Origin of the sequence: Gilvimarinus agarilyticus (assembly GCF_000832015.1) — a bacterium.
Classification (GTDB): Bacteria; Pseudomonadota; Gammaproteobacteria; order Pseudomonadales; family Cellvibrionaceae; genus Gilvimarinus; species Gilvimarinus agarilyticus.
This window is the reverse complement of the sequence record NZ_JXCJ01000001.1, coordinates 580,811-598,105: the sequence shown is the minus strand read 5'-3', so window position 1 is coordinate 598,105 and position 17,295 is coordinate 580,811. Positions and strand designations below refer to the sequence as shown.

The 17,295-nt window shown below is 53.6% G+C and carries 17 protein-coding genes; 12 read left to right on the top strand and 5 right to left on the bottom strand.

Annotated features, from left to right (window positions below; all coding sequences use genetic code 11):
* Nucleotides 1–34 precede the first annotated feature (34 nt).
* Nucleotides 35–1,078 carry a LysM peptidoglycan-binding domain-containing protein gene (locus SD69_RS02695; RefSeq protein WP_041521975.1) on the bottom strand — a complete coding sequence of 348 codons (1,044 nt, stop codon included), beginning with the start codon at nt 1,076–1,078 and terminating at the stop codon, nt 35–37.
* Between the two features lie 168 nt (nt 1,079–1,246).
* Here SD69_RS02695 and def point away from each other — a divergent pair, with 168 nt between their 5' ends.
* The 12 genes from def (at nt 1,247) to SD69_RS02635 (ending at nt 13,169) form a co-directional block, all read left to right on the top strand.
* Complete coding sequence (gene def, locus SD69_RS02690; RefSeq protein ID WP_041521974.1) at nt 1,247–1,753, top strand: peptide deformylase; 507 nt, start codon at nt 1,247–1,249, stop codon at nt 1,751–1,753.
* A 60-nt stretch (nt 1,754–1,813) separates the two neighbouring features.
* Nucleotides 1,814–2,785 (top strand): methionyl-tRNA formyltransferase, encoded by a 972-nt coding sequence (gene fmt, locus SD69_RS02685; RefSeq protein ID WP_041521973.1) that lies wholly within the window; start codon nt 1,814–1,816, stop codon nt 2,783–2,785.
* The gene (gene rsmB / locus SD69_RS02680) at nt 2,782–4,086 is read left to right on the top strand and encodes a 16S rRNA (cytosine(967)-C(5))-methyltransferase RsmB (RefSeq protein WP_041521972.1); all 1,305 of its coding nucleotides are present in this window, start codon (nt 2,782–2,784) and stop codon (nt 4,084–4,086) included. The genes fmt and rsmB overlap by 4 nt, the downstream gene beginning before the upstream one ends.
* Nucleotides 4,087–4,167: 81 nt before the next feature.
* Nucleotides 4,168–5,553, top strand: a complete 1,386-nt coding sequence (gene trkA / locus SD69_RS02675; protein WP_041521971.1) for a Trk system potassium transporter TrkA — start codon at nt 4,168–4,170, stop codon at nt 5,551–5,553.
* A 60-nt stretch (nt 5,554–5,613) separates the two neighbouring features.
* A complete protein-coding gene (locus SD69_RS02670; RefSeq protein WP_041521970.1) occupies nt 5,614–7,059 on the top strand; it encodes a TrkH family potassium uptake protein in 1,446 nt (481 codons plus the stop codon).
* A 135-nt stretch (nt 7,060–7,194) separates the two neighbouring features.
* Entirely contained in the window at nt 7,195–7,761 is a 567-nt protein-coding gene (gene ahpC / locus SD69_RS02665) for an alkyl hydroperoxide reductase subunit C (protein WP_041521969.1), read from the top strand.
* 89 nt (nt 7,762–7,850) lie between these two features.
* Entirely contained in the window at nt 7,851–9,446 is a 1,596-nt protein-coding gene (gene ahpF / locus SD69_RS02660; RefSeq protein ID WP_041521968.1) for an alkyl hydroperoxide reductase subunit F, read from the top strand.
* Nucleotides 9,447–9,698: 252 nt separating this feature from the next.
* A complete protein-coding gene (locus SD69_RS17950; protein WP_052480833.1) occupies nt 9,699–10,460 on the top strand; it encodes a class D sortase in 762 nt (253 codons plus the stop codon).
* 10 nt (nt 10,461–10,470) lie between these two features.
* Complete coding sequence (locus SD69_RS02650) at nt 10,471–11,025, top strand: hypothetical protein (protein ID WP_157471594.1); 555 nt, start codon at nt 10,471–10,473, stop codon at nt 11,023–11,025.
* 96 nt (nt 11,026–11,121) lie between these two features.
* Nucleotides 11,122–11,475: a VOC family protein gene (locus SD69_RS19030; RefSeq protein WP_041521966.1), complete on the top strand. Its 354-nt coding sequence runs from the start codon at nt 11,122–11,124 to the stop codon at nt 11,473–11,475.
* Nucleotides 11,460–11,918: a DUF3465 domain-containing protein gene (locus SD69_RS02640; protein WP_332307906.1), complete on the top strand. Its 459-nt coding sequence runs from the start codon at nt 11,460–11,462 to the stop codon at nt 11,916–11,918. The genes SD69_RS19030 and SD69_RS02640 overlap by 16 nt, the downstream gene beginning before the upstream one ends.
* 105 nt (nt 11,919–12,023) lie before the next feature.
* A complete protein-coding gene (locus SD69_RS02635; RefSeq protein ID WP_041521965.1) occupies nt 12,024–13,169 on the top strand; it encodes a DUF748 domain-containing protein in 1,146 nt (381 codons plus the stop codon).
* Here the strand turns inward: SD69_RS02635 and SD69_RS02630 are convergent.
* Genes SD69_RS02630 through SD69_RS02615 form a run of 4 tightly spaced genes read right to left on the bottom strand, consistent with a single transcriptional unit; the run spans nt 13,161 to nt 17,294 of the window.
* Nucleotides 13,161–14,117 carry an alpha-L-glutamate ligase-like protein gene (locus SD69_RS02630; RefSeq protein WP_041521964.1) on the bottom strand — a complete coding sequence of 319 codons (957 nt, stop codon included), beginning with the start codon at nt 14,115–14,117 and terminating at the stop codon, nt 13,161–13,163. The two genes, SD69_RS02635 and SD69_RS02630, sit on opposite strands and share 9 nt — an antisense overlap.
* Nucleotides 14,117–15,643: a UUP1 family membrane protein gene (locus SD69_RS02625; protein ID WP_041521963.1), complete on the bottom strand. Its 1,527-nt coding sequence runs from the start codon at nt 15,641–15,643 to the stop codon at nt 14,117–14,119. The genes SD69_RS02630 and SD69_RS02625 overlap by 1 nt, the downstream gene beginning before the upstream one ends.
* A complete protein-coding gene (locus tag SD69_RS02620; protein ID WP_052480832.1) occupies nt 15,640–16,377 on the bottom strand; it encodes an ATP-dependent zinc protease family protein in 738 nt (245 codons plus the stop codon). The genes SD69_RS02625 and SD69_RS02620 overlap by 4 nt, the downstream gene beginning before the upstream one ends.
* A gap of 47 nt (nt 16,378–16,424) precedes the next feature.
* Nucleotides 16,425–17,294 carry a lysophospholipid acyltransferase family protein gene (locus SD69_RS02615; RefSeq protein ID WP_041524365.1) on the bottom strand — a complete coding sequence of 290 codons (870 nt, stop codon included), beginning with the start codon at nt 17,292–17,294 and terminating at the stop codon, nt 16,425–16,427.
* Nucleotide 17,295 lies beyond the last annotated feature (1 nt).

Here is a 17,295-nt window from a genome sequence, read left to right as displayed (position 1 = left end):
CCCAGGACTGGAGCGCCGCGTGTATCAAAAAATATTAAGGGTTGCGCAAGGCATCGCCCACAGCCATCGGCCGGGTAGCCTCCATCACAATGGCAAAACTAAGTTTGTCGAACGTGCTGAACACCATCGCCAAACCAGCGCGCTCATCGGGCAGCTGAATGCGCTCTCCGGCTACCCGGTCGTCAACCAGCTCACCGCGCACATACACCTGAAACACGTTGCCCACCTGAACGCCGTCGCGATCACCCTTACTGACAATCACAATGTCCATTTTACCGATCTTAGTGACACCGCCTTCAACCGCCAGAATCTCGGCTTCAATAGGAAAGTCTGGCGCACTGGGGTAAAAAATGGAGTCAACCGAGCGCTCGCGGGCTGGCAACAGCACGTCGCCGGCGCGAATCTCTTCGTACGAGCGGGTGATCATCAAGGTGCCGACCTCGCCCTGCACGTTATCGACCCGGGCCCCGCCCACACCTAACGCGTGGATGCCCAGCAGCTCATCGGTTTCTTCATCGACAAATTTTTCGCCTTCGCGATAGATGTTGTAGTTGTCGATCTCGTCATCAAAGGTACCGCGCGCATAACCAACGTCGCCTTTACCCACAATCAGACGGCGCTCGGGGCCGGCCAACATATAAGGCGAGCCCTCAATCTCATCGGGCATTACAATTTGCGAGCGCGACAGGTAGGTGGCGATCTTATCCAGCGGAACCGCCGGAATCGCCTCTTCCAGAGGCATCACACGAATGGTGGGCTTTAGCTTAGCATCGCCGCCAGGTGCCATACGTACGGTGCGATCTACCGTTAAACGCGGCTGGCCGTCGATATACACCAAGCGGACCACGTCACCGGGGAAGATCAAATGCGGGTTATCAATGTCGGGATTGGCGTGCCAAATCTCGGGCCACATCCAGGGTGACTCCAAAAACATATCCGAGATGCCCCACAGTGTGTCGCCTTTCACAACGACATACTCATCCGGTGAATCAGACTTGAAGGCCGCCGATTCGGCCCAAGAGTATAGACTGGCGACCGACAACGACAGCGCCAGAACAGCAAAAATCATTTTTTTCATAGAAACCGATCCTGTTTTTGTTCGGCCCTGAGCGGTTTAGTCGTTATAATAGCTTACTGCATCTGGCGAAGCGAATCGCTAGACGCATCTAACCTCAGGGTAATTCCTGTGCGATCATCATGTTAGCAGCGGTTGTTACCCTTTTACTAGAAGTTTGTCACAAAGCTTATGGCCCTATTAGAAATACTTGAGTTTCCAGACCCTCGCCTGCGTACCATTGCTAAGCCAGTCGAGACCGTCGACGACAGCGTACGCGAGTTAATCGACAATATGTTCGAGACCATGTACGCCTGCCCGGGTATTGGCCTCGCAGCCACCCAGGTCAATGTGCACCGGCGTATCGTAGTCATCGACATATCAGAGGATCAAAATCAGCCTCTGGTGCTGATTAACCCTGAAGTCACCGTGCTGGGCGAAGATCAGGCCCCCTACGATGAGGGCTGCCTCTCGGTGCCCGGCTTTTACGAAAGCGTTGACCGCCCCACCGAGGTTAAAGTGAATGCGCTCGACCGCGACGGTAAACCCTTCGAGCTGATCCCCGACGGATTATTGGCCGTGTGTATTCAGCACGAGCTGGATCATTTAAACGGCAAGCTATTTGTCGACTATATTTCTCAGATCAAACGCCAGCGCATTCGTAAAAAGCTCGAAAAACAACATCGCGCCCGCGCCTAACGGACGGCGAGCCGCTCGAGTTATCGGCTCGCCATCAACCGTCTACCATTAAGGAACTCCATGACCGCACCGCTGCGCCTCATATTTGCCGGCACCCCAGAGTTCGCCGCCGCGCATCTGGACACTCTGATCACCGGCCCCCACCACGTGGTGGCCTGCTACACCCAGCCCGATCGCCCCGCCGGGCGCGGCAAAAAGCTTAAACCCAGCCCAGTAAAAGAGCGCGCTCTAGCCGCAGATATACCCGTACACCAACCCCAAAGCCTAAAAGGTGCCGATGCCCAGGCACTGCTGGCCAGCTACAACGCCGACGTTATGGTGGTGGTTGCCTACGGCCTACTGTTACCCAAAGCCGTGCTGGATACCCCTCGGCTTGGCTGTATTAATGTGCACGCCTCTTTATTACCACGCTGGCGCGGCGCGGCGCCCATTCAGCGCGCCATTGAAGCGGGCGATGCAGAGTCCGGGGTCACCATTATGCAAATGGATGTCGGCCTGGACACCGGCGCTATGCTCAACAAAGTTAGCTGCGCCATTACCCCAGAGGATACCGGCGGCAGCCTGCACGACAAATTACAGGCCTTGGGTCGCCCTGCGCTGAGTGACACCTTAGCGCAACTGGCCAGCGGCTCCGCCATTGCCGAGGCGCAAGACGACGCGCTCAGCAATTACGCCCCCAAAATCAGCAAAGCCGAGGCCGAACTCGACTGGCACCAAAGCGCCGAGCACCTCGGGCAGAAAATTCGCGCCTTTAACCCATTCCCGGTGGCGTTTTGTCGCCCGCAAAAGGCACCCGATACCCGCATCAGGGTTTGGCAGGCAGATATTGGCCCGACGACCGACGCGGCACCCGGCAGCATCGTAGCGATTGGCAGTGATTACCTGCGCGTTTCCTGCGGCACCGGCTCGCTGCAACTCACCCAGCTGCAGCTGCCCGGCAAACGCGCGTTACCCGTGGCCGACCTACTGCGCGGCAATGCCAATTTATTCAGTGTGGGTGACGAGTTTATGCAGCCAGAGGCAACCCTTTGAAGCCCCGGGTTGCCGCCGCCCGGGCCCTCGCCGAGCTGCTGCGCGGCAAAGGCTCACTGTCCAGCGCACTGCCGGTGTGGCAGAGCAAAGTTAGCGAGCCCGACCGCGCGCTGGTGCAGCAGCTGTGCTACGGCACGATGCGCTACTACCCCAGGCTAAACGCCTACCTGAGGCAATTGCTCGATAAACCCCTACGCAGCAAAGATAGCGACATTACCGCGCTACTTTTGCTGGGTTTGTACCAGCTGGAGTACACGCGCATTCCCGATCACGCCGCCATCGGTGAAACCGTCGCCGGAGCACGCATTCTGAAAAAGCCCTGGGCGACTAAGTTGATAAACGGTGTACTGCGCCGATTTCAGCGCGGCAGCGAGGTTTTACGTGAGACGCTAGCCGACAACCCAGAATTTAAGAGTTCGCACCCGCGCTGGCTGCTGGACGCCTATACCCAGGCGTGGCCTGACAGCGTCGATCAGATAATCGCCGCCAATAACGCCCATCCGCCTTTTACCGTCCGGGTCGACCTCAATCAGTGCTCGCGCGAGGATTATCTCGCCCAGTTGGCCGCCGAATCGATCGCGGCGCAGCCCTGCCCCTACAGCGCAGCAGGCATTACCCTCGAGCAAGCTTGTAATCCCACCGGCTTGCCCGGCTTTAACGCGGGCCTACTAAGCGTGCAGGACGAAGCCGCCCAGCTGGCCGCCCCGTTAATTGAGCTAGCACCCGGCCAGCGAGTACTGGACGCTTGCGCCGCGCCGGGCGGTAAGACCGGCCATATGCTACAGAGCCAGCCGGCACTGACCGAGATGGTGGCGCTCGATCTGGAAGAGCGCCGCCTAGCCCGCGTCAGCGACAACCTAACCCGGCTGCAAGTGACCGCTACTACCCTTGCCGGCGACGGCACACGCCCGGACGATTGGTGGGATGGCGAAGCGTTTGACCGGATTTTACTGGACGCGCCCTGCTCGGCCAGCGGGATAGTGCGGCGTCACAGCGATATTAAGCTGCTGCGCACACCCGATGACATCGTCCGTTTGGCCGCGCTGCAGGGCGAGCTGTTGGATGCCCTGTGGCCCACATTGGCCGAGGGCGGTATCTTGCTGTACGCCACCTGCTCGGCTTTACCGGCCGAAAACTGCGACGTTATTGAGGCCTTTTTGGCGCGTACTGAGAGTGCCCGCGAGGAGCCCATCTCTGCCACCTGGGGCCAACCCCAACGCCATGGCCGCCAACTGCTACCACAACCGGACGGACACGACGGCTTTTACTACGCGCGCTTGAGAAAAACCGGCCCAGCGTAGCCAAGTGGCGACTAAAAGCGGTAAAGTTTGCCTTGCGGCGTTCAGCCCGCACCAATCGTTACGGACAAACCTGGCAGGTTTATGAAAATTATTATTCTCGGTGCGGGGCAGGTGGGCGCAAGCTTGGCAGAAAACCTCGCCAGCGAATCGAACGACATTACCATCATCGATACCGACAACGCCCGCCTGCGCGAACTGCGCGACCGGCTGGATATCGGCGTGGTGAACGGCGCCGGCTCGCACCCCGACGTCTTGGTTCAGGCCGGCGTTGAGGACGCCGACATGCTGGTGGCGGTCACCAACAACGACGAAACCAACATGATCGCCTGTCAGGTAGCGCACAGTTTGTTTCGCACCCCCACCAAAATCGCCCGGGTACGAGCCACCGCTTATCTCACCAACAACAAACTGTTTTGCAACGACGCTATTCCCATTGATGTGCTGATCAGCCCCGAGCAGCTGGTATCAGATTATATTTTTCGCCTCATCGAAACCCCAGGTGCCCTACAGGTACTGGATTTTGCGGAAGGTAAAGTACAGTTGGTGGCGGTCAAGGCCTATCATGGCGGCCCGCTTATCGGCCAGGAGCTGCGCTTTTTGCGCGAGCATATGCCCTCGGTGGATACCCGGGTGGCGGCCATTTACCGCCGTGGGCGGGCGATTATGCCCACCGGCTCCACCGTTATCGAAGCCGACGATGAAGTGTTTTTTCTGGCCGGTAAAAACGATATCCGTGCCGTTATCAGTGAGCTGCGCCGCATGGAAACCGCCTACAAGCGCATCATTATCGCCGGCGGCGGCAATATCGGCATGCGGCTCGCTCGCAAACTCGAGGGTCGCTATAACGTGCGGGTCATCGAGCACAACAAACAGCGCGCCGAGCATTTATCCGAACACCTGGAGCGCGCCATTGTGCTCGGTGGCAGCGCCTCTGACCAAGACTTACTGCGCGACGAAAACATCGAAGACACGGATGTGTTTTTAGCACTAACCAACGATGATGAAGCCAATATCATGTCATCGATGCTGGCCAAACGGTTGGGCGCGCGCAAGGTTATGGCGCTAATTAACAACCCGGCTTACGTCGACTTAGTGCAGGGCGGCGACATCGATATTGCCATCTCGCCACAGACTACTACCATCGGCAGCCTGCTGACACACGTGCGCCGCGGCGACATGGTGAGTGTGTACTCACTAAGGCGCGGAGCCGCCGAGGCCATAGAGCTTATTGCCCATGGCGACAAAAATTCATCCAAGGTCGTCGGCCGCGCGCTGGAGGACATCGACCTACCTCAGGGAGCCAATATTGGCGCCATCGTGCGCGATACGGAGTCGGGCAGTGAGGTGATCATCGCCCACGATGATGTGGTGGTAGAGTCGGGGGATCACGTCATTGTGTTTCTACTCAACAAAAAGCACATTCGCGATATCGAAAAACTCTTTCAGGTTGGCTTCACGTTTTTTTAACGGGCGCAGGTACATGACTCAAACACCACAGCAAACCACCACCGTTACCGCGGAGCCGCTATGCACTTTGCGGTAATTGCGCGCGTACTAGGCGTATTGCTGATGATCTTCAGCTTGACGCTGCTGCTGCCTATTGTGGTGAGCCTGTGGTTTAACGACCACAACTATATGACCTTCCTGTGGGGCTTTGGCGTGGCCTTTAGTGCCGGCATGGCAATTTGGCTGCCGGTGTACCGCTCTAAAGCCGATTTGCGCACCCGCGACGGCTTTTTGATTACCGCCCTCTTTTGGCTGGTACTGGCGACGTTTGGTGCCGTACCACTGTATTTTTCCGACGGTTTAAGCCTGTCAATTACCGATGCCTTCTTTGAGTCTGTGTCGGGCCTAACCACCACCGGGGCCACGGTCATTACGGGGCTCGATACCCTGCCGCCGTCTATTTTGTTTTACCGCCAACAACTGCAGTGGTTTGGCGGTATCGGTATTATTGTTATTGCCGTGGCGATCCTGCCCATGCTGGGTATCGGCGGTATGCAGCTGTATCGCGCCGAGGCGCCGGGGCCGGTCAAAGACAACAAATTAACCCCCCGCATCACCGAAACCGCTAAAGCCCTATTTACTATGTATCTGGTCTTTACCTTTGCCTGTGCAGTGGCTTATAAAGTGGCGGGAATGAACTGGTTTGAAGCCATCTGCCACGCGTTTTCCACCATCGCCAACGGCGGCTTCTCGACTCACGACGCCAGTATTCTGCATTTTGAGTCGCCCGCCATCATGATGATTTGCACCGTGTTTATGCTGATTGCCGGTATTAACTTCGCCCTGCACTTTTTCGTCTGGCGCGAAAAGTCCATCAGCCACTATGTGGCCGACGCCGAGCTTAAGTTTTACCTCACCTGGATCGTCATTGGCTCAGTGATTACCGTGGCTTATCTCGCCAGCTCTAAGACGTTCTCATTCCACGACAGTTTTTATCTCGGCATATTTAACTTTGTTTCTACGATGACCACCGCCGGCTTTGCCAGCAACTATTCCAGCTTTCCGAGCTTTTTACCTTACCTGTTGTTTTTGTTTGCTTTTTTGGGTGGTTGCGCGGGCTCTACGGGCGGCGGCATGAAGAACATCCGGGTGCTGCTGCTGTACAAACAGGGCATGCGAGAAATCCACCGCCTGATTCACCCCAACGCCGTCATCTCGGTGAAAGTGGGCAAAATCACCGTGCCCGACCGGGTTATTGAAGCCGTGTGGGGCTTTTTTGCCATGTACGTGGTGTCGTTTGCCGCCATGTTCCTAGTACTTATCGCCACCGGGTTGGATTTACGCACCGCCTTTTCGGCTGTCGGTGCCTGTATCACCAACCTGGGCCCAGGTATGGGCGAGGTTGCCGCTCACTATGGGGACATTAACAGTCCCGCCAAATGGGTTTTGTGCTTTGCCATGCTACTCGGCCGGCTAGAGGTATTTACCTTACTGGTACTGCTTACACCCGCCTTTTGGCGCCGATAAAACTATCATAAAACCAACTACGATTGTCTTAATTTATAACACCTATAATAATAGCTAATTTTAATAAATCTATAACTTCTCATAGTATAGATCTCGTTCCCAGCACAACGCTGACATTCTTAACGAGGAGATACCATGAGCGGTTATATCAACAGCCAACTGAAACCTTTTAACGCCAAAGCCTACGTCAACGGCGACTTTATCGACGTCAGCGATAAAGACGTACTGGGCAAATGGGGCGTGTTTTTCTTTTACCCTGCCGACTTTACCTTTGTTTGCCCAACCGAGCTGAGTGATCTGGCCGACAACTACGAGACCTTTAAGCAGATGGGCGTAGAGGTTTATTCAGTATCGACTGACACCCACTTTACTCACAAAGCTTGGCACGATTCGTCGGACGCCATCGGCACCATTCAATACCCAATGATTGGCGACCCAACCGGCACCCTGACCCGCAACTTTGGCGTGATGATCGAGGAGGAAGGCATCGCCGACCGCGGTACTTTTGTGGTCGACCCCGAAGGTCGTATCCAGATTGTTGAAATCACCGCCGGCGGTATCGGCCGCGACGCCAGCGAGCTGCTGCGCAAAATCAAAGCGGCGCAGTACATCGCCGCCAACCCAGGTGAAGTATGTCCCGCCAAATGGAAGGAAGGGGCTGAGACTCTGACGCCATCACTGGACTTGATCGGCAAGATCTAAGCTCAGCACACATCGGGTAACCGGCCGAGCGTCGGTTACCCCCACACCTACCGCAACAACGTAAACCCGAATTATTACAGGACACACCAATGTTAGACGCCAATGTAAAACAACAACTGGATACCTATTTACAAAATATCGTCAAACCGATTGATCTCAGTGTCTCCAGTGATAACTCAAGCAAAGCGCAAGAGCTGGGCACACTGGCAAGCGAAATCGCCGCGCTGTCTGGCAAGATTACCGTCAAAGAGCAGGCTGCGACGCGCAGCCCAAGTTTATCCATTGCCCCCGCCGGCGAAACGCCCCGGGTGCAGTTTGCCGGCATCCCCATGGGCCACGAATTCACCTCTTTAGTGCTCGCTCTGCTGCAAGCCGGTGGACACCCATCCAAAGCGGACCCGGAAATTCTGCAACAAATTCGCGATCTAGAAGGCGAGTACCACTTCGAGACCTATATTTCGCTGTCGTGCCAGAACTGCCCCGACGTCGTTCAGGCACTGAACTTGATGGCCAACCTCAACCCCAATATCACTCACGTGATGATCGATGGCGCGCTTTTTCAAAATGAAGTCGATGAACGACAGGTTATGGCGGTTCCCTCTGTTTATCTAAATGGTGAGCATTTTGGTCAAGGCCGTATGAGCCTCGCTGAAATCGTGCAAAAACTCGATAGCGGCAGCGCCGAGAAAAAAGCGGCGCAACTTAACGACAAAGCCCCCTACGATTTACTCGTTGTAGGCGGTGGCCCCGCCGGCGCGGCAGCCGCCATTTACGCCGCGCGTAAAGGTATTCGCACCGGCTTGGTCGCCGAGCGCTTTGGCGGGCAAGTGATGGACACAGTGGGCATTGAAAACTTTATTTCTGTGCCCTATACCGAAGGCCCTAAACTCGCCGCCAGCCTAGAGCAACACGTTAAAGAGTACGGTGTGGATATTATTACCGAGCAGCGCGCCGCCAGCATTGAGCGTCGCGAGCAAATAGAGCTGCTACTGCAAAGCGGCGCCACATTAAGCAGCCGCTCTGTGGTTTTAGCCACCGGTGCGCGCTGGCGCGAGCTGGGTGTGCCCGGCGAGCAAGAGTACCGCACTCGCGGCGTCGCTTACTGCCCACACTGCGACGGCCCGTTTTTTAAAGGAAAACACGTCGCGGTTATCGGCGGCGGCAATTCGGGCATTGAGGCGGCCATTGATTTAGCCGGTATTGTTCAACACGTCACCGTACTTGAGTTTGGCGATACCCTTCGCGCCGATGAGGTACTGCAACGCAAAGCGCGGTCAATGGCCAATATCACCATCATCAGCAGTGCGCAAACCACCGAAATTATCGGTGATGGCAACAAAGTCACCGGGCTTAACTATATCGATCGCACACAACCCGATCGCGGCGCGCACACCATTGATCTCGCCGGGATATTTGTGCAAATTGGCCTGGTACCTAATACAGAGTGGCTGCAAGGGAGTGACATTGCCTTAAATCGGCAGGGGGAAATCCGCATCGATGGCAAGGGCGCCACTTCAATCCCAGGGGTGTTCGCCGCCGGAGATGTAACCACCGTACCTTACAAACAAATTGTAATTTCGATGGGTGCTGGAGCTACCGCCGCACTGGGAGCGTTTGATCATTTGATTCGCGAGTCAGTCGCGGACGAAGCACCTGCACAGACAGCACTCGCAGCCAGCGCTTAACAAGCTTCATCGCAAGACATGGCTAAAGGGATTTAGTCATATCTCGTTGTGTGATGCGCCAAAAAGCGATAATACGTGCACACTTTTTCGCATTAATAATCTTTTTCATGCTTTTTTACGCCACAAAACCACTTTCGGCTTTTACTCTCGCAATATCGGTCTATTATTCATAAAAACGTCTTAGCTCGTTATTAAACTGTGCTACGTTCATTAAAGATTTGCTATTAGCTAAACACCGGTAATGACCACTTTATGGATAACCACCCCAATCGCTCGGCGAGGGTAGCTCCTACGCTGTATAAAACCTGTGAGGCTCTATTGTGGGGTGTCGGGCTGTTGCTATTAGGCTACAGCTTACTTTCAGTGACCGGTCGCAGTTACGCAGCTGACCAAGATGTGGCGCAATTTTTAGCATCTGCCCAAAGCCACCAACAATCCAATACCGCAGCTCTTGCCTTGGCACAGACCGACAACGGAACGACGCTACCCAGTGGCTCAGATAACACTGAGCCCACAGCCAACAACGCGATGGCACTGCCGGATGAACTGGACACTAGCCTGTGGAGCAAGACTCGCATCGAGGAATACCATCAGGTTAAAGACGATGGTGACACCGCCATTGCCGTACTAGAAATAGATAAACTAAATATCTCGGCACCGGTATATGTCGGCGCTAATGACCATAACCTTAACCGCGGGATTTCTTGGCTGGATAAAACGGCTCCGCTTGACGGTAACGGGAATGCCGCACTTGCCGGTCACCGCGATAGCTTTTTTCGCGGCTTAAAAGACGTTGCCGTGGGAGACAAAATTAAAGTCACTACATTAAAGGGGCCGCGCGAATACACTGTTAGTCAATTACAAATTGTCGATCCATCTCATGTAGAAGTTTTAGCTCCGACAAAACATACACAGATTACACTAATAACCTGTTATCCGTTTTACTTTGTTGGAAGTGCGCCGCAACGGTTTATTGTTACGGCCACGGAAGACTCTTTGGCGCAACAACATTAAGGAAAATACTATGAAGACATCTACAATCATCAAGACCACAGTTTTAGGAGTTGCAATTGCCGCCAGTTCATCGGCTATGGCAAAGGAATGTTCGGAAGTAAACTGGAAGCCCGGTATTCTTGCCGAGTACCCTGAAATTGCACAAGCCTGTCAGGGGATCCACGAGCGCAATGGCAAAGAGTATGTTGAGCTAGACGCTAAGTTTGTTCGCTCGGTAGGCGATCAGGTGCGTATTAAGTTTTTACACCAAGACGGTGAGTATGGCGAAACCATTCAAACAAAAAACTTACCACGTGACTTTAAAATTGACCTCGATGGCCGCGAGCGAAGCATCCACGATTTGACCCGTGACTCTACCATGCAGGTGTTCATCCCAACCGATCGCTTTGCATTGGTAGCGGATATTGACGACAGTGAAGAGCTTGAAGCTCTCGAAGAGCCAGTAGCTTATACTGCACTGCCTTCAACTGCCTCTTCTTTGCCGCTAATGGCATTGCTTGGCAGCCTGGCTTGCTCTCTGGGCCTGACACTTACCGCTATCCGTCGCCGTAAGTCTAAAGCTTAAGTTGGTACTCGGGTGGCCACTTGGGTGGCCACCCGGCTTCTGCAACGTCTAAGTAATATTAGGCTAAATTGCTCAAGCTAAAATAGCGATTTCATTATGCCTACCCATCACGACATTAATTATCTAGAGTTTCCCTCGACAAACTTAAATGCCAGTAAAGCCTTCTTTCAGTCCGTTTTTAATTGGCGTTTTACCGATTACGGCAACGAATACACCGCCTTTAGCAACGATGCTATGGCGGGCGGCATTTATTTTTCTACCATAACAAGCAATACCGATAACGGGGCGGCTCTGCTGGTATTTTACAGTGAAAACCTTGATCAATCGCGAGCTGTTGTCGTAAAAGCCGGCGGCACTATCAAGCAAGATATATTCAGTTTTCCCGGTGGTCGACGCTTCCACTTTACCGATCCCGGCGGTAGTGAATTTGCCATTTGGTCCGAATCTTGATTTTGTTGAAGACACGAAGACTAGAAATCCGCCCGGCTGTTTTTTTATTGCTTGTCGCCCTGTCTTGTTGTGCTTGCGAACCCAGCCCTTCAAAAAACCTCTCCGGCCCCGTAAACGACTCACTTTATCAGGCCTGGCAGCAACAGCGCAGCGATGTGCAACTAAGCGGCAGCGGGGTTGTGACTCGGGTGCTAAGTGACGACACGAAAGGCTCTCGTCATCAACGTTTTATTCTCAAAATTAACGCACATCAAACCATTCTTATTGCTCATAACATCGACTTGGCACCACGCATAACCGGCTTGCGTGAGGGCGATGTCGTCGAGTTTTACGGTGAATACGAATGGAACAAGAAAGGCGGTGTGGTCCACTGGACCCATAAAGATCCAAATAACCGTCACGCCCATGGTTGGTTGCGCCATCGGGGCAAGCAGTACTGGTAAAGCCTAATCACTCCGCGAATTGGCTTGGCACAAATGTTGTTAGCATTATGGTTATAAACCGTTTGCGTAACTTGCAGGCGGCCCTTTAATCAATAGCGGCAACTCATGAACTTACAGGCTCATCAGGTAAAAACATTCGCCAAATGGCTGGGGTTGAGCTTAATCGTGCTCACCGTCATTTTATACATACTCGCGCCGTTTATTATCAAACATTACCTAAACTACCGAGTTTTAAACGATATGGGCGCCTACAGCGGCCATGTTGATGACGTCGACCTGGGGTTAATCGACGGTGAATACCTTCTAAAAGATCTAATCATTAAACGCGACCATCCACACAACCCGGTTGATTTTTTTACCGTGAAAACCTTTGCCATCGCGTTAAGCTGGGAGGGATTGCGCAATGGTGAAATTCTAACCCGTGTAAAATTGACAAAACCGGAGCTAACTTTTCTCGATGCCAAACAAGAAGAGGACAAACAGACCGGTGAAGGCACTAATTGGTTAAGTGTATTTGAAGAGATCTTACCGGTAACGCTGCACAAATTGGTTATTCACGACGGCATTATCCGTTTTCAAAATCTGGACACCACTCCCACGGTTAATATTGCTGTAGAAGATATAGATGCTGAACTCACCAACCTGACCAACGTTAAAGACGCCAGCGGGCGACGTGTCGCGAGCGCAACCCTAACAGGTCAACTGTTTGGCGATAGCCCACTCTCGGCTAAAGCCGATTTTGACCCTTTTGATTTTAACGATTTTCAATTTGCCGCCGATGCTAAAAATGTGCGAATCAACCGGCTTAATGATTTCTCACGCGCCTACGCCAATATCGATTTTAAATCGGGCCACGGGCAAATATTTTTTGAGTTAAGTGCACACAACCGTGAATTAGATGGTTATTTGAAGCCGTTGTTTGAAGATGTCAATATTGCTAGCTGGTCGCAAGATGTCGAGCAGCAGGGCGATAATCCTTTGCAATTGCTATGGGAGGCTGGCTGGGGTTTGCTTAGCGCTATTTTTACCAACCTCGAGAGCAATAAGCTCGGTACACAGATCGATATTAGTGGTTCGCTGGAAGACACTGATATCAGCTCCTGGCAAGCGGTAGTCGGCGTGGTACACAACGCGTTTATTGATGCGCTGCACTCTCGCTATGAGAACATCACCCCATTAACCTCAGAGCCTGAAACTGACACCCAAAAAACCGAAGAACAAAACGAGTCGCCGGGCGATAAATTAAAGTAATGTTTCTGCCGCAAAGCGCTCTTGAACGTAATTAACCCGACTCAGCGCATCGGGAAACTGTTTTTCTTTCAAAGCTTCTACATGGCGCAAGCGAGGCAACAGACCACGCCCATTGGCAACTTGTATCGCCAGTCCGGGCCTGGCATTCAGCTCTAGCAACTCGGGGCCTCGGTTTGCGTCCAGCACTATGTCGGCGCCAATATAACCCAACCCGGTCATATCGTAGCAGCGCGATGCCAACATCAACATGCCGTGCCAATCGGCAATATTAATATCACTTAAGTCGCGCTTAGTATCCGGGTGCTGGTATACCGGCCGCCCATACTGTACCGCGTTTAAACTTCGCCCGGTGGCCAAGTCGATACCAACACCTACCGCCCCCTGGTGCAGATTGGCTTTACCGTCAGAGGCCCGGGTAGCAAGGCGCAGCATTGCCATCACCGGAAAGCCGCGGAACACCACAATCCGAATATCCGGCACGCCCTCAAACGAAAAGTCCTTAAAGCAATCATCGAACTCAATAAGATCTTCGATAAGCACTTCATCATTAGCGCCACCCAAAGAATAAAGTCCGGCGAGGGTGTTACTTAAGTGACGGCGAATATCTTCTAGCGTAATAATCGCACCAGAGGATTTTACAAAATCGTCGCCGTCGCGGCCGGTAATAACCCAAATGCCCTTGCCGCCCGACCCTTTGGCCGGTTTAATCGCAAACCCTTTCAGGCTTTTTAGTAAGTTTCCTACATGGGAAATCTGGTGTTGCTCGCGGATAGTAAAACGCAGTTGCGGCGTTGCCACCTGATACTCTTCAGCCAACAATTTTGTTTTTAATTTATTATCCACCAAAGGGTACAAGCGACGGTCGTTGTAACGACCAATAAAATCGCGGTTGCGGCAGTTCATGCCCAACATACCTAAACGCTTGAGTTTAAAAGGGCTAATTAACATCAGTCATCAGCCCGCATTGATTGAAAGCGATACAACTCGGATAACTTGTAACCCGTATATTGCCCCATCACCAAAATCAGCGCCAGTATCACCAAATTAAGCTCGGGGAAATTAAAACTCAAGTGGTTGATTACTCCCACGCTCATCAGCAAGTAGGCCAACACCGCCACTAACAAACTGCCGCCACCTTGCGTTAACACCTCACGTACACCCTCCTCCTCCCAGAGGATGCTCATACGTTCGATGGTCCAGGCAATAATGATCATCGGGAAGAAGGTGACCGTGATACCGGCATTAAAGCCGAGGCGATACCCCACTAGCGACAACACCCCGATAAGAAAAATAACCAACACTATCAGCGCCGCAATACGGGCCACCAACAGTAAATTGAGGTAAGACAAATAACTGCGCAGCAACAACCCCAACCCGACAATAAGAATAAAACTGATTAACCCAGGCACCAGGGTAGTTTGCAAAAACGCTAACGAAATCAAAATGGGCATAAAGGTGCCGGCCGTTTTAAGCCCTACCACCACGCGCATAAAAACCACAACGAGCGCCCCTAACGGCAACAGGAACAACAGCTTAAACATGCCCTGCTCTTCAATGGGCAAACTATAGACACCCAGCAAGCTAAAAATATTGTCACTAAACTGCGTATTGGAAAGCGCCATGGCGGGAACGGTTTGGCGAATCATAGAAAAGCTCAAACGCGAGTTTTCACCACCAATAACATCTAACTGCGCTGTTTCACCGCGCGACCACAGGAGTAAGTTTTCTGGTAGGCCTTGTTCGCCGGTCTCAGCGTTAATCACAACCCAGCCGTCGTCGGTGTAAACCTCAACCATGGGTGTCAGGCTTTGACGCCGGCGAGCGTCCTCCAAATACAATCCCATCACGGTGCGCGCTGCTACACCCGATTGATTGAGTAAGTTGACTAGAAGATCAGCCCGGCCGGGCTCAGCCGCTAGCAGCAGCTCGGCATTTTGATCGGGTGAATTGGAGTTTAGCAATTTCAAAATTTCGCGGGCCGTACTGGCCGGTGTGGTCGAGCGCGAGAGCGCGCCGCGCAATAATTCGCGAGCGGCCGTTGCCTGCGGCTCATCCCAAAACACATCGCGCACCTCGGGACTAAATTGTCCGGGCTCAAGTGAATCTTCTGCGCTGCGCGATACCGGTAAGTATTGCGCGTTGTAATAAAGCGTTTGATAACCTGCGGCATTGCGGCGGGTCCACTCAGCGCGGCGGTTATTGTTATCATTGAGAACTGCAAAACCGTAACCCGACGAAGCGGCTTGTTCGCGGATTAACCGAAACCCGGGAGTCACATCGGGTAAATCCAACCGTACCGTGGTTTCCCCGCCTTGCGCAAAAAAATCTATTCGTGCTTCTACTAACCACACCGGCTTCTGCTCGCCCGGCATTAACGGCACGTCGGTTTCCACATGGCGCAACCAAGCGGTGCCCAACCCGGCCACTAACAAAGCCAGTATCATTAAATAAAACGGCAGGCGTTGCATCTTCATTGACTTTCATCCTGAGGGTTACGAGCTGGCGCTAAGTTTTCGCGACTGACGTCGACGATCATCACATCTCGCAAAGCAAGCCGACCGAGTAACACCGGATAATCAGTCGCGCTGCGATCCATTAATATAAACTCGCCGTGTTGCGAAACCCGGCCCAACGTAAAACGCGTAGAAATCACCGGGCGTTTTTTCGCCTCGCCGTTAACAACGGGGACGCTTGCCATACGAGTGAGCTTGCGCTCAATTTGTTGTGGCTCGCCATTTTCAGGATGAATGGTAAAGCGCACCCAGTCTTCACTGTTGCGCTCAAACGGCTGTATATCACGCGCATCCAACACAGCTGTGGCGATACCGGTATCAATACGTGCCGGTAAGGTCACCCCAAAGGCTTCAAAGTGCACTTGCTCGACCGCCCCCACCAGTTGCTTGGCCGCTGCATCGCTAGGCGTTGGTGGCGCCTCGGCTTGCGGCGACGCAATATAAGTAACCTCGGGACACTGCGGCGGCGGTGGTGGCGGTGGTGTTTGTTGCGCAGACAATTGCTGTAGCACTTCATCCACCCGGCCAGCCAGTTGCTGCTGTTGCAACAACATTTGTTGATGGTTATGCTCGGCCGCCACCGCACACTGATTGAGGGTGTCGAGCTGCTCGGTTTGCACAACACGGTAATCGCTGGCGCAGCCTGTCAAAAATACGGCCGCTACACACAGCACTAATAAGGAACGTCGATACATCTTGTTGACCTGTACAATGAACGCGAGTCGTACCCGCTATTATTAACCTAGTAAGGCTCTCCCTGTTCACGTCCTTTGAACCTTTTATACTCCCACTGATATTGCGCCGGTGCCGCCGCTACCGCCCGCGCCACACTGCTGTTTAGCGCCGCCACCGACTCTTGAGCATCACTGCTGTAAATCTGCTCGTCGCAGCGACTAATAACCACCTCAAAGCCGCCTTTAACCCGCAACGCATAGGTGAGAAGCACCTCGCAACCGGTGCGCTGAATAAGATTGTGCACCAACGTCATGGTCAGCGCGGGCTCGCCGCAAAACGGCGCCTCAATACCCCCATTGCCGGGATCGGGCACTTGATCGGGTAGGATACCCGCCAGCTGACCGGCGCGCAGCGTTTTAATTAACGTTGCCACCCCCCGGGCATTCGTGGGGGCCAGGCTGGTACGCGGCCGATGTCGAACCTGCTGTAAATAGCGATGTAACGCCTCGCCCTTGGGGGGCTGGTACAAAATCGCCAGGTGCTCATGCAGTGTCATTATCGCCGGCACGACCTCCCAGTTACCCAGGTGCGGAGTCAACACGATGACACCGCGCTTACGCGCTATTGCCTCACTCAGCAACTCGCTGCCGTGGGTGGCTTTTACCTTGCGCCGAACCCAGGCATCCGAGCGACGCCATACCACGGGTATCTCAAACGCCTGGCGCCCAGCCTCAAGCAGACTCTGGCGCGCTAGACTCTGACGCTCGGCATCGCTTAAAGCACCGTAACACAGGGCTAGGTTGGTTTTGGTTACCTCGGCGGCGCGCGAGCCGGTGCACCACATCAGCCAACCCACACAATTACCCATAGCGCGGGCCACACACAGTGGCAGGCTACCCACCAGCTTTAATACGATCAATAACACCGTGTCTTTCAAG

Excerpts from the sequence above, each read along its gene's own strand:
- SD69_RS02695 (WP_041521975.1), bottom strand. The coding sequence starts at position 1,078 with ATGAAAAAAATGATTTTTGCTGTTCTGGCGCTGTCGTTGTCGGTCGCC.
- def (WP_041521974.1), top strand. The coding sequence starts at position 1,247 with ATGGCCCTATTAGAAATACTTGAGTTTCCAGACCCTCGCCTGCGTACC.
- fmt (WP_041521973.1), top strand. The coding sequence starts at position 1,814 with ATGACCGCACCGCTGCGCCTCATATTTGCCGGCACCCCAGAGTTCGCC.
- trkA (WP_041521971.1), top strand. The coding sequence starts at position 4,168 with ATGAAAATTATTATTCTCGGTGCGGGGCAGGTGGGCGCAAGCTTGGCA.
- SD69_RS02670 (WP_041521970.1), top strand. The coding sequence starts at position 5,614 with ATGCACTTTGCGGTAATTGCGCGCGTACTAGGCGTATTGCTGATGATC.
- ahpC (WP_041521969.1), top strand. The coding sequence starts at position 7,195 with ATGAGCGGTTATATCAACAGCCAACTGAAACCTTTTAACGCCAAAGCC.
- ahpF (WP_041521968.1), top strand. The coding sequence starts at position 7,851 with ATGTTAGACGCCAATGTAAAACAACAACTGGATACCTATTTACAAAAT.
- SD69_RS17950 (WP_052480833.1), top strand. The coding sequence starts at position 9,699 with ATGGATAACCACCCCAATCGCTCGGCGAGGGTAGCTCCTACGCTGTAT.
- SD69_RS02650 (WP_157471594.1), top strand. The coding sequence starts at position 10,471 with ATGAAGACATCTACAATCATCAAGACCACAGTTTTAGGAGTTGCAATT.
- SD69_RS19030 (WP_041521966.1), top strand. The coding sequence starts at position 11,122 with ATGCCTACCCATCACGACATTAATTATCTAGAGTTTCCCTCGACAAAC.
- SD69_RS02635 (WP_041521965.1), top strand. The coding sequence starts at position 12,024 with ATGAACTTACAGGCTCATCAGGTAAAAACATTCGCCAAATGGCTGGGG.
- SD69_RS02630 (WP_041521964.1), bottom strand. The coding sequence starts at position 14,117 with ATGTTAATTAGCCCTTTTAAACTCAAGCGTTTAGGTATGTTGGGCATG.
- SD69_RS02625 (WP_041521963.1), bottom strand. The coding sequence starts at position 15,643 with ATGAAGATGCAACGCCTGCCGTTTTATTTAATGATACTGGCTTTGTTA.
- SD69_RS02620 (WP_052480832.1), bottom strand. The coding sequence starts at position 16,377 with ATGTATCGACGTTCCTTATTAGTGCTGTGTGTAGCGGCCGTATTTTTG.